Genomic DNA, 11,890 nt, shown 5'->3' on the forward strand with positions numbered 1-11,890 from the left:
GCCGCCGGTTCACATGAGGTTTTTCCATGCACGATCCCCACAGCGAACGCATGAGTAGCGGCGAGACCCGAGCGGCAAGCGGTCTGGCCCTGGTGTTCGCCTTCCGTATGCTAGGCATGTTTATGGTGTTGCCGGTTTTGGCAACCTATGGGATGGACCTTGCCGGTGCAACGCCCGCCCTGATAGGTCTGGCAATTGGCGCTTATGGCCTGACCCAAGCCATTTTTCAGATCCCGTTTGGTGTGATTTCCGACCGTATTGGACGGCGCCCGGTCATTTATCTGGGGCTGATTGTCTTCGCCTTGGGTAGCGTGCTGGCGGCTAACTCAGATTCGATTTGGGGCGTTATCGCGGGACGAATCCTGCAGGGGGCGGGTGCAATTTCTGCTGCCGTTATGGCGCTTTTGTCTGACCTCACCCGTGAGCAGCACCGCACCAAGGCGATGGCCATGATCGGCATGACCATTGGTTTGTCATTTGCGGTTGCAATGGTCGTGGGGCCACTGCTGACCCGTGCCTTTGGACTGTCTGGCCTGTTTCTGGCGACCGGTGCCATGGCACTGCTGGGGATCGTGATTGTCATGTTCATGGTGCCGCGCTCGACCGGGACCCTGCAGCACCGCGAGTCCGGCGTGGCCAGGCAGGCTTTGCTGCCAACCTTGCGCCATCCCGACCTGCTGCGTCTGGATCTTGGCATTTTTGTGTTGCACGCCATGTTGATGTCGAGCTTTATCGCGTTGCCGCTGGCTCTGGTCGAAAAGGCCGGACTGCCCAAGGAGCAGCACTGGTGGGTGTACCTGACAGCCTTGCTGATTTCTTTCTTCGCCATGATCCCGTTCATTATCTATGGCGAAAAGAAACGCAAAATGAAACGAGTTTTACTCGGTGCCGTCGCGACGTTGATGCTCACTGAGCTATTCTTCTGGCAGTTTGGCGACAGCTTGCGCGCATTGGTGATTGGTACCGTAGTGTTCTTTACCGCGTTCAACCTGCTTGAGGCTTCATTGCCTTCGCTGATCAGCAAAGTGTCACCGGCGGGTGGCAAGGGCACAGCGATGGGGGTCTATTCCACCAGCCAATTCCTGGGTTCGGCACTGGGTGGCATACTCGGCGGCTGGTTATTCCAGCATGGCGGTTTGTCGGTTGTGTTCCTTGGAGGCGCAGGTCTGGCTGCACTCTGGTTGGCCTTTGCTGTTACCATGCGTGAACCACCATATGTAACCAGCCTGCGCTTGCCGTTATCGCCTGAGGCGCTCCGCGAAGCAGGTCTGACCGAGCGTTTGAAGGCAGTTGCTGGCGTTACAGATGCAGTGATCGTGGCTGAAGAAGCTGCGATTTATATCAAATTGGACACCGAACTATTGGATCGCGCGACACTCGAGCAGTTGGTTAACCCAGCGCCGACGTGCGAAGCCTAGGAGAACGTTATGGCCCGTGGGGTTAACAAAGTTATATTGGTCGGCACGTGCGGCCAGGATCCCGAAGTTCGCTACTTGCCTAACGGTAATGCCGTGACCAACCTGAGTCTGGCAACCAGCGAACAGTGGACTGACAAGCAGACCGGCCAGAAAGTCGAAAAGACTGAATGGCACCGTGTATCGATGTTCGGCAAAGTTGCCGAAATCGCTGGCGAATACCTGCGTAAGGGTTCGCAGGTTTACATCGAAGGCAAGCTGCAGACCCGCGAGTGGGAAAAAGACGGTATCAAGCGTTACACCACCGAAATCGTGGTCGACATGCAAGGCACCATGCAGCTGTTGGGTGGCCGTCCACAGGGCGACCAGCAAAACCAGGGCGGTGGTAACAACTACCAGCAACAGCAATCCGCTCCGCGTCAGCAGGCTCAACGCCCTGCGCCGCAACAGCAGCCTCAGCAGCAGTCGCGTCCAGCGCCGCAACAGCAGGCACCACAACCTGCTCCGGACTTCGACAGCTTCGATGATGATATTCCGTTTTGATTTGTAGCTTTCGAGCTGCATTGAAGTACTGAGAAAGGCCCGTCGCTGACACAGCGACGGGCCTTTTTTTGTGCCGCGCATTTGGAAGGGAGGGCACGGTTGACCCGTGACAGGGCGCGCTTGAGTTACATATGAGAGAGTTTTCGCACGAAGGTGCGGGGTTCATCCGTGTATTGACTACGCTGTACCGGGAACTGCGCGTCGAGTTGCCAGCTGAATTTCCGGCTGGTTGCGATCTGCACGCCAGACTTGTCCAGGAGGATCTTCGGGTTTGCTCACATTCAAAACAGCATGTTTGTTCCTCATCCTGTTGTTAACAGGCAACGGTATTGTTCAGGCAGCGCCTACGCTGGCCTCCATCATGAAAGCCGAAGAGTCTGACGGTAAGCCGCCGGTTCTGGTCGATGGCGGCTTGCTGGGTGCCTTGGGTGCCGGTATGGATGAGGTGCAGAGCCAGCTGGGCTCCAGTGTGGAGCAGTTGAGCGCCTGGAGTTTGCGTTCCAAGCGGGCTGCAGAAGAGGTTGAGGCCCTGGTAATCCAGGCATCGACTCATCCTTCGTGGAACGGTGTGTGGGACTTTTTCCTGTTGTCCTTGATCTGGGCAGGCGCGTTCACCGGATTAATGCTCGCGGGACGTTGGCTGGCAATTTATCTGGGCAAGAGCCGACGCATTAACAGCCGGGAGCGGATACAAGCGTTTATCGGTTTCGGGCTGCCTTATCTGGTGCCGGCGCTGCTGAGCATAGTGTTGACGCTGTATGTCAGTCGTTTTCTGAACGACACCCTTGGCCGTTCGCTGGCGCTCAGCCTGTCCTATGCGAGCAGTGCAGGGGTGTTCTGCTCGGCACTGGTGCTGTCACTGAATACGATGTTTGAGGTGGAACACAAGCGGATCGCAGTCCAGATCATTCGCGAGTACGCCATGCGTCCGCTATTTTTCATCGGCTTTTTGGCAGCCCTGAGTGATGCCATGAACAGCCCGCAAATCACTCAGGAAATTGGCGGCAACATTACCAGTTGCCTCTCGGTTTTTTCAGGGTTGCTGGCATGCGCCATTCTGGCCTTTTTGGCAGTCCGGCTTCGCCGGCCCGTCGCTCATCTGTTTCGTAACAGGGCCTTGGCCCAGCGTCTGGGGCAGCCCGCATTGCAAGAGTCATTGCGCATTTTTTCGGTGCTCTGGTATTGGCCCCTGTTGCTGATGCTGCTGGCAACGGCGCTCAACTTGCTGGGCGTGGGTGAGGGCAGTGAGCGTGCTTTGCGCAATGCGCTGCTGACATCCGGATTGCTGATCGGCACGGTATTTCTGAGTACGATTTTGCATCATTCATTTCGCACGAGAATTCGAAGCGCCGGAGCCTACAAAGATCGCTTTATAAATGTGGTTTACGCCTTGTTGCGCATTGTCCTGGCAGTGAGCTTTATTGAGCTCTTGGCGAAAATCTGGGGTTTCTCGTTGCTGGCCTTTGCATCGGACAGCAGCACCGGCAGGGTTATCAGTGACTCACTGGGGCACATCCTGCTGATTTTCCTGGTGACCTGGCTGTCATGGGTCGTGCTCGACACGGCCATTCAACAAGCACTGGAGCCCACGACCAACCGGCGTGGCACCCACGAACCCAGCACGCGGATCAAAACCATCCTGCCGTTGGCCCGCAATGCGATCAAAGTGGTGTTGGTGGTGATCTGTACCATCACCACTATGGCCAATCTGGGGGTGAACGTAGCTCCCTTCCTGGCGGGGGCCGGGGTTATCGGCCTGGCGATCGGCTTTGGCTCTCAACAGTTGGTGCAAGATGTCATTACCGGGTTGTTCATCATCATTGAAGACACCATTTCAGTCGGCGATTGGGTGGTGGTCGACTCTTCCCACGCGGGTACGGTCGAGGGGCTGACCATCCGTACGTTGCGCCTGCGGGACTCGCGAGGCTTTGTCCACTCGGTGCCGTTTGGTCAGATCAAGGCGGTGATCAACCACTCCCGGCAGTTTGCCTACGCATTTTTTTCAGTGCAGTTCACCTACGACACCGACATGGATAAAGCGACGGCTCTGATTCGGGAGGCGGGGAATCAGATCACTGGCGATCCATTGCTGAGTCTCAGCTTGCAGGGATCGTTGACCATCTTTGGTGTCGACAGCATGACCCTGGACGGGGTGACGATTACTGCCCAGTTCCGCACCCTGTCCGGGGCGCAGAACACCGTTAGCCGGGCGTTCAATGACCGGCTTAAAAAGCTTGTGGATAAGTCGCCGGACGTGCATTTTGCGCAACATTATCCACAGGGGTTTCTGATGCCCGTGCGTGAGTCGGAACAAGCATCGCAAACGGACTCTTTGGCTCAACGGCCTACGGTATTGCTGTCAGACATCCCGCCGAGATCACAGTGAGGACCAACTGCATGGGGGCAGTTTGTCAGTGACGCGCGGGGCAGAAACCCGCAAAATGCGGCTATCTTGATCATGGTCAGCAGCTTTCACGGCTGATTTTCTGGTATACATCACCGTTCTGAATAGACTGAGTCTGCATACTTTATGCGAATGCGCCTTATGTTATTGGGCGGCGGAAATGCCCTCGGGCAGGCGCTGATTCGTCTGGGTGCCGAGGAAGACATTAATTTCCTTGCCCCGCGTCCACCGCAAGACGGTTGGGACGCCGCGAGCCTCACGCAGCTGCTCGATGACACCCGCCCGGATGCTGTCATCAACCTTGCGTACTACTTCGACTGGTTTCAGGCGCAGTCCGTGAGCGAGGCACGCCTTGGCGCCCAAGAGCGTGCTGTCGAGCGTCTGGCCGAGTTGTGCCAGCACCACAGCATCACCTTGCTGCAGCCTTCCAGCTATCGAGTTTTCGATGGGTCGCGAGCCACGGCCTATAGCGAGAAAGACGAGCCCGTTCCGCTCGGATTGCGCGGTCAGGCCCTGTGGCGCATAGAGCAAAGTGTGAGGGCCATTTGCCCACAACACGTGCTGTTGCGTTTTGGCTGGTTACTTGATGACAGTCCCGACGGCACCCTTGGGCGGTTTCTGGCCCAGGCCGAAAAGCCGGGCGAACTGCTGATGGCCGATGACCGACGGGGCAACCCGACACCGGTGGACGACGCCGCACGGGTTATTATCTCTGTACTCAAGCAGCTTGATTGTGCGGCGCCTCTGTGGGGCACTTACCACTACGCCGGACATGAAGCGACGACGCCGCTGGCGCTGGGGCAGGCGATTCTGGCCGAGGCGCGCAATCTGCACCCGCTGGCAGTCGAGGCACCTACGCCCCAGGCCCATGCCGCGCGGCCGGATGCGGCTGAAGAGCCCCAGCACGCGGTGCTGGCCTGCAAAAAAATTCTACACACCTTCGGGATCAAGCCTCGCGCATGGCGTGCGGCTCTTCCCGCTTTACTGGACAGGTTTTATCGTCATGGTTGATGCTCCCGTTTTAATCACCGGCGGCGCCGGTTTTATTGGTTCCAATCTGGTAGACGCCTTGCTGGCCAAGGGCTACTCCGTAAGAATTCTCGATGACATGTCCACAGGCAAGCGCAGCAATCTGCCAATGGACAACTCGCGTCTCGAACTGATTGAAGGTGATGTGGCTGATGCCGCACTGGTGACCAAGGCCATGGCCGGTTGCAGTGCCGTGGTTCATCTGGCCGCGGTCGCTTCGGTACAGGCGTCGGTGGACGATCCGGTACGCACGCATCAAAGCAACTTCATCGGCACCCTGAACGTGTGCGAAGCCATGCGCGAAACGGGCATCAAGCGTGTTGTATTCGCGTCCAGTGCTGCGGTGTACGGCAATAATGGCGAAGGTGAATCGATCGTCGAAGACACGCCAAAAGCGCCGTTGACGCCTTACGCAGCCGACAAGCTGTCCAGCGAGTACTACCTGGATTTCTACCGCCGCCAACACGGCCTGGAACCGGTCATTTTTCGCTTCTTCAATATCTTTGGCCCACGCCAGGATCCATCCTCGCCGTACTCCGGCGTGATCAGCATTTTCAGCGAGCGTGCTGAAAAGGGCCTGCCCATCACCATTTTTGGCGATGGCGAGCAAACACGTGACTTCGTGTACGTGGGTGATCTGGTCAAGATTCTGGTGCAGGCCGTGGAAGCCACAACGGCTGAAGAGGGCGCGATCAACGTTGGCTTGAACAAGGCCACAACGCTCAATCAGATGCTTGCAGCCCTGAGCGAAGTCGTTGGAGAGTTACCACCTATCAGCCACGGTCCGGCCCGCTCTGGCGATATCCGTCATTCCCGTGCCGATAACACCCGTCTGTTGCAGCGCTTCACGCTGGGCGAAACCACACCGATGAGTGTCGGGCTGGCGCGCCTGCTGGGCCGCTAAGGGTTTTTGCCCACAAAAAAAGGCGCCTTTCGGGCGCCTTTTTTATGGGTGGCTGGCTTAGAACTTGTAGCCCAGACCTACCATGTAAACCCACGGGTCTACATCAACGTTGACCTTGGCGCGTGTGCCCGGTGCAACGCCGTTGTTTTCTACGGTCGCGCGGGTATCGATATCGATATAGCGCGCCTGGGCGTTGATCATGATGTTGTCGGTCAGCATGTAGTCAGCACCCAGCTGCCATGCCATGCCCCAGGAGTTTTTCGCCTTGAAGTTGTCGAAACCTGCGGCGCTGGCGCTGCTGCCGACGTGCTCGTCGTAGATCCAGGTGTAGTTGATACCGGCACCGACGTAAGGCTGGAACACCGACTTGGAATCCAGTGGGTAGTAAACAACGCTCAGGGTCGGCGGCAAGTGCTTGAGGCTGCCCAGCTTACCGTTGGCCGCATCCAGGCCGGTGCCCTTGAGTTTGACGTCATGTTCAAACGGCGTTGCCGCCAGCAGTTCAATACCCACATGATCGGTAATCATGTAAGCAAAGTTGAGACCCAGTTGCGTGTCGCTGCTCATGGTCGCCTTGCCGCCCAGATCGGTGCCTGCCAATGGGCCCTGATCAACCTTGACGCTGGAGCTGTCGGCTTTCGGGTTTACGGTGATGGCACCAGCACGCAGGATGATGTCGCCTTCGGTGTGTGCGTGGGCAAGAGGGGCGACGACAGCGAGCGCAAGGGCGGCTGCGCTGAGCAAAGACTTGTGCATGGGAGCTCCATTGGGATATTTAAAATTTATATAACCAATGGTAATGAGCCCGCAGCTCCGTTCAGTTGACCCAGCTCAATGAAAAGATGAAGTTGTGAAAAATTCGTTAGTTGCCACGAGTACCCGGCACTTTTGATTTACTCCGGCAACTCGTAGACCACGATTTTCTGCGCATCCATCTGATAGCCCGCATCGGCCAGTTCGCTGGTGCTGGCCTTGACCTGCATCGCGCCTACGATCCAGTACGGCTGGTACAGCTCCTCGAGTTTGACGCCCTCTTTGCTGGTTACATGCACGATCTGGTTGGATGGTGGTGGTGGTACGTGGATACAGGCGCCGAAGTAGGGCACCAGTAAGAAGTCGGTGGTACGGCCGTCTTCGCTGACTTCAAGGGGCACGATATAGCCCGGCAGGCGGATCAGTTGGCCGTCCAGCGCCGGGACCACCGGCGCATTGGGCAAGTCCTGTCTGGCTGCCGGTGCGGTCTCCATGTCACCCATTTGAGACAAGTCGTGCAAGGGCGTCATGTCCGGGGCTTCAGGCGGCGCATCCGCCGGGATCATCTCTGACCATGTCAGCTCTTTTGGCTCGGCCGCCCACAGCGGTGTGGCCACCAGCAGTAACAGCGCCAGTACTGCGCGTGACAGTGCAGACCTTTTCATAAACATAAGCTCATAAACGAATGGACAGGCCATCGGCCAGCGATTGTCGGTAGGCGCGCCATGCGGGCACGCAGCCCATCAGCAGGGCCGCCGCCAGAATACCGCCCAGCAGCGTCCATTCATATTCACTTGGCCATGCCAGTGGCAAATACAGCCCGTAATTGGATTGCACGTAGCCTTGTGCAATGGCAATGCACACATACAGCAAACCAACGCCAGCAATTACTCCGGCCAATGCCAGCGCGAGCGCTTCGAAGATCAGCAGGGTTGCGATGTGCCAGGGCCGTGCGCCCACGGAGCGCAGAATCGCCATCTCGCGCCGACGCTCATTGAGGCTGGTCAAAATCGCCGTGAGCATGCCGATCAACCCGGTCAACACCACGAACAGCGAAACCACAAACAGCGCCTTTTCAGCGGTGCTCATCAGGCTCCAGAGTTCTTGCAGGGCCACGCCCGGCAAAATGGCCATCATGGGCTCGCCGCGAAACTCATTGATTTCACGTTGCAGGGCAAAGGTTGAAATCTTGCTGTTCAGGCCCAGCATGAAAGCGGTGATGGCCTGTGGCGTGAGGTCCATATTGCGTGCCTGGTCCGCGCTGACACGTCCGCTACCCTGGGCGGGCACCCCGTTATGCCAGTCGATGTGAATCGCTTCCATGCCGCCAAGACTGATATGCAGTGTGCGGTCAACCGGGGTGCCGGTGCGCTTGAGAATACCGACCACGGTGAACGGTTTGTCGTCATGCTTGACCAGGCTGATTGCTGCCACGCCATGGGCCAGCACCAGCTTGTCCCCCAGTTTGTAGTGCAGGGCCTCGGCGACTTCGGCGCCCAGTACCACCTCGAACGGGTCGGTTGCAAAGGCGCGGCCACTGTCCAGTTTCAAGTTTTGCTTGTGGCCGTACTGGTAGTGCTCAAAGTAGTTCTCGTTGGTGCCCATCACCCGATAACCACGATGAGAATCCCCCAAGGACATGGGAATTGCCCATTTCACTTTCGGGTTGTTGGCGAAGTGCTCAAAGCTGTCCCAACGAATATTGTTGGTGGCATTGCCGATGCGAAACACCGAATACAACAGCAGGTTGACCGAGCCCGAGCGGGCGCCAACGATCAGGTCTGTGCCGCTGATGGTGCTTGCAAAACTGGCCCGGGCTTCGGTGCGCACCCGCTCGACTGCCAGCAGCAGGCACACCGAAAGGGCAATGGCGAAGGCAGTCAGCAGTGCGGTAAAGCGACGGTTAGCCAGACTGGCCAGCGCTAGACGAAACAGATACATCTCAGACCTCTACCTTTGTTGCAGCACGATTGAGTTCCGACAACGACAGGTTGCGGTCGAACAGGGGGGCCAGGCTTTGATCGTGACTGACAAACAGCAGGCTGGCGCCAGCCTCGCGGCACTCGGTAAACAGCAACTGGATAAAGGCTTCACGAGCGTCGGCATCCAGCGCGGAAGTGGGTTCGTCGGCAATCACCAGTTCGGGCTGTCCGATCAATGCGCGGGCGGCGGCGACACGCTGCTGCTGGCCAATCGATAGTGAATCTGCGCGTCGCTCCAGCAGCGCCGGGTCTTTGAGGCCCAAATGTGCGAGCAGGGTTTGAGCGGCGTTATCCACACTGCCATGACGCTGCACGGCACGGCTGGCGCGTAGTTTGGAAAAGTGGCAAGGCAGTTCAACGTTCTCGCGAACCGATAAAAACGGCAGCAGATTGAACTGCTGGAAGATATAGCCCGTGTGATCAACCCGAAAACGATCGCGCGCCCCCGAGCCTAGTTCGCTCAGTTCCTGGCCCAGCAAGCGGATCGTGCCCCGGTTGGCTTTTTGCACCCCGCCCAGCAAGCCCAGCAGAGTGGTTTTACCGCTACCGCTGGGGCCTTTGAGAAACAGGGTTTCACCGGGTTCCAGGCGAAACGCCGGGATATCCAGCAGCACGGGGTGTCCCGGCCAGTTGAAACTCAGGTCGCTCAATTCGATAAGTGCTTGGGTCATGGGGGGAGGAAATCGCCTGTGTCATCGGGGGGTGTTTTTTGTGGGAGCGGGCTTGCTCGCGATTCATACGCTGCGGGCTTTCAGTGAAAGCACCGTGACGCCATCGCGAGCAAGCCCGCGCCCACAGAGGGGCGGGTATTTAAAACTTCAGCGTAGGTGCCTTGGCCGTCACTTCCACCGCTTGCTGACCGCTTGGGCCGATCAGTTGTACCTTGAATTTATGAGTGCCGGGGAATGTCTTGAAAAACTGGGTCAGGTCCAGGGCTTTCAGAGCATCCGGTTTGCTGCACGTAAACGCGTAATGGGCTTCGATATCGCTATGGTGGTGCTCGCCCTTGGCTGCGCCTTCTTCAGGAGCCGGGTCGAACAGCGGACTCTTGAGTTCCTGATCGTCAGCTATGCAGCCAGCTGCCTTCGGGATGCTGAACAGTACCAGCGGGTCTTCCAGTTGTTTACGGGCCAAACTGACCTTGGCTTTATCATCTTGGGTCGTGGCCACGTGTTCAAAGCCCACCAGATTCATTGACGGACCGTCGAGGTCCAGCTCCAGTGTCTGGCCGTCCAGCGCCACATTCAAGCTTCCCACGCCATGCTCATGGGGCGCCAGGCTGCCGTGTTCATGGTCGTGATCGTGATCGTCGGCGGCGTGAGCCATCGCCAGCGGCAACAAGGCAAACGGCAAAGCAAGAAGCAAACGGCGCATGGGAGCACTCCAGCAAGAAATATGAATGTTTTGTTATGTGATCTTATAACAAGTGTTGCGAGAGTTTGCCCGTGTGCTTGGCGTTACGCAAGACGCATGGGAGCATGGCTTCATGAAATTTCAGGAGCACAACGATGGTGCGCATTCGCGGAACGATAGGTGACTGGCCGGTCGATTTGACGGTGGAGCTGGATGATAGCGATTGGGCGAAGCTGGGTGCGCAGTTGCCCGTGGGTGATGCGCCGGCCACTGCGCCACCTGCCAAGCCGGCGAGTCAGGACGATGCTGTATGGGAAACGACCAAAGACTTGCTGCGCAAGGCTGGCCAGATGACCGGGCCTGAACTGCTGGGCCAGCTTGAAGCGCTGACCGGCAGTACGGGCGCAGGCAAGCGCTTGTTGGTGCGCCTGCGTCATTGTGCCGAGGTCAAGGTGATCAGCGGTGCAGACTCACCGATCTATAGCTGGGTTGTGTAGAACAGTTGTCACCCAGCTTGGTGGGAGCGGGCTTGCTCGCGATTCAGGCGCTGAGGTTTTACAGTTGAACGGCAGTGACACCATCGCGAACAAGCCCGCTCCCACGATCAGGTTCAGTACAGCGCAGCAAACAGTTTGCGGCGGTACGTGGTGACCAGCGGGTGGTCGTTGCCCAGCAGGTCGAACACTTGCAGCAACGTCTTGTGGGTGATGCCTTCGTTATAGCTGCGGTTGCGGGTAAACAACTTCAGCAAGCCGTCCAGAGCCCCTTCATATTGCTGGCGCGACAATTGCTGAATCGCCAGTTGGTACGCCGCTTCATCGTCCTGCGGGTTTTGCGCCACGCGGGTTTTCAAATCGGCAACATCCGGCAAGTCTGCCGCCTGACGCAAAAACGTCAGCTGAGCCTTGGCTCCTGCCAGCTCGGCTTTGTGCTCGTCGCTTTTGACGGCATCCAGCACGGCCTGCGCTTCAGTCAACTCACCGCGCTCGGCCAGGCAACGGCCGTACAGGATCAGTGCCTTGGCGTTGCTGTTGTCTTCGGTCAGGATACTTTTGAGCAGGGCTTCGGCATCGGCAAAACGGCTTTCGGCAAATAGCGCCTGGGCCTGTACCAGCGGGTCTTCTACCTCAGGTTCAGGCATGACCACGTGGGGGGCGAGCATGGCGCGGATCGCCGATTCAGGCTGTGCTTCCTGGAACCCGTCGACCACCTTGCCGTCCTTGAACAGCACGACCGTGGGTAAAGTCTGAATGCCGATACGGCCCACAATGTCCTGCTCAACATCGCAATTGACCTTGGCCAGCAGCAACTCGCCCTGATAGTCCTCGGCGATTTGCTCCAGGATCGGCAGCATCACCTTGCAGGGCGCGCACCACTCGGCCCAGAAATCCACCAGCACGGGCTGCTCGAAAGACGCCTGTACAACCAGTTTGTCGAAGTCAGCGGAGGTTACGTCGAAGCTGAAAGAGGGCGTAGGCTGATTCATTATGTGTCTCGAAGCAGGTAA

Annotated in this window: 12 protein-coding genes; 6 read left to right on the plus strand and 6 right to left on the minus strand. The window is 57.9% G+C overall.

Annotated elements, in window-relative coordinates; genetic code table 11:
- Positions 1 to 26 precede the first annotated feature (26 nt).
- The 5 genes from AACY07_RS17155 (at position 27) to AACY07_RS17175 (ending at position 6,295) form a co-directional block, all read left to right on the plus strand.
- A complete protein-coding gene (locus tag AACY07_RS17155; RefSeq protein WP_019824342.1) occupies positions 27 to 1,418 on the plus strand; it encodes an MFS transporter in 1,392 nt (463 codons plus the stop codon).
- 9 nt (positions 1,419 to 1,427) lie between these two features.
- The gene (locus tag AACY07_RS17160; RefSeq protein WP_046810341.1) at positions 1,428 to 1,958 is read left to right on the plus strand and encodes a single-stranded DNA-binding protein; all 531 of its coding nucleotides are present in this window, start codon (positions 1,428 to 1,430) and stop codon (positions 1,956 to 1,958) included.
- A 271-nt stretch (positions 1,959 to 2,229) separates the two neighbouring features.
- Positions 2,230 to 4,344: a mechanosensitive ion channel family protein gene (locus AACY07_RS17165; protein WP_339476308.1), complete on the plus strand. Its 2,115-nt coding sequence runs from the start codon at positions 2,230 to 2,232 to the stop codon at positions 4,342 to 4,344.
- 144 nt (positions 4,345 to 4,488) lie between these two features.
- Positions 4,489 to 5,373 (plus strand): sugar nucleotide-binding protein, encoded by an 885-nt coding sequence (locus AACY07_RS17170; RefSeq protein WP_219262612.1) that lies wholly within the window; start codon positions 4,489 to 4,491, stop codon positions 5,371 to 5,373.
- Entirely contained in the window at positions 5,366 to 6,295 is a 930-nt protein-coding gene (locus tag AACY07_RS17175) for an NAD-dependent epimerase/dehydratase family protein (RefSeq protein WP_339476311.1), read from the plus strand. Before AACY07_RS17170 ends, AACY07_RS17175 begins: the two co-directional genes overlap by 8 nt.
- Before the next feature lie 57 nt (positions 6,296 to 6,352).
- Here the strand turns inward: AACY07_RS17175 and AACY07_RS17180 are convergent, their stop codons facing one another.
- From AACY07_RS17180 to AACY07_RS17200, 5 genes are all read right to left on the minus strand, one after another.
- A complete protein-coding gene (locus AACY07_RS17180; protein ID WP_219262613.1) occupies positions 6,353 to 7,051 on the minus strand; it encodes an OmpW/AlkL family protein in 699 nt (232 codons plus the stop codon).
- Positions 7,052 to 7,188: 137 nt separating this feature from the next.
- Positions 7,189 to 7,713, minus strand: coding sequence for a DUF3299 domain-containing protein (locus AACY07_RS17185; RefSeq protein ID WP_133077072.1), 525 nt, complete (start codon positions 7,711 to 7,713; stop codon positions 7,189 to 7,191).
- A 10-nt stretch (positions 7,714 to 7,723) separates the two neighbouring features.
- On the minus strand, positions 7,724 to 8,989 hold the full coding sequence (locus AACY07_RS17190) for an ABC transporter permease (RefSeq protein WP_133077071.1): 1,266 nt from the start codon (positions 8,987 to 8,989) through the stop codon (positions 7,724 to 7,726).
- Position 8,990: 1 nt separating this feature from the next.
- On the minus strand, positions 8,991 to 9,701 hold the full coding sequence (locus tag AACY07_RS17195; protein WP_339476315.1) for an ABC transporter ATP-binding protein: 711 nt from the start codon (positions 9,699 to 9,701) through the stop codon (positions 8,991 to 8,993).
- A gap of 139 nt (positions 9,702 to 9,840) precedes the next feature.
- Positions 9,841 to 10,404 (minus strand): DUF2796 domain-containing protein, encoded by a 564-nt coding sequence (locus tag AACY07_RS17200; protein ID WP_339476318.1) that lies wholly within the window; start codon positions 10,402 to 10,404, stop codon positions 9,841 to 9,843.
- Positions 10,405 to 10,538: 134 nt separating this feature from the next.
- Here AACY07_RS17200 and AACY07_RS17205 point away from each other — a divergent pair, with 134 nt between their 5' ends.
- Positions 10,539 to 10,880, plus strand: coding sequence for a hypothetical protein (locus AACY07_RS17205; RefSeq protein WP_339476321.1), 342 nt, complete (start codon positions 10,539 to 10,541; stop codon positions 10,878 to 10,880).
- 113 nt (positions 10,881 to 10,993) lie between these two features.
- Here the strand turns inward: AACY07_RS17205 and trxA are convergent, their stop codons facing one another.
- Positions 10,994 to 11,869: a thioredoxin gene (gene trxA / locus AACY07_RS17210; RefSeq protein WP_133077067.1), complete on the minus strand. Its 876-nt coding sequence runs from the start codon at positions 11,867 to 11,869 to the stop codon at positions 10,994 to 10,996.
- Between the last annotated feature and the right edge of the window lie 21 nt (positions 11,870 to 11,890).

The organism is Pseudomonas sp. RL_5y_Pfl2_69, from assembly GCF_963970465.1.
In the GTDB taxonomy this organism is placed as follows: Bacteria; Pseudomonadota; Gammaproteobacteria; order Pseudomonadales; family Pseudomonadaceae; genus Aquipseudomonas.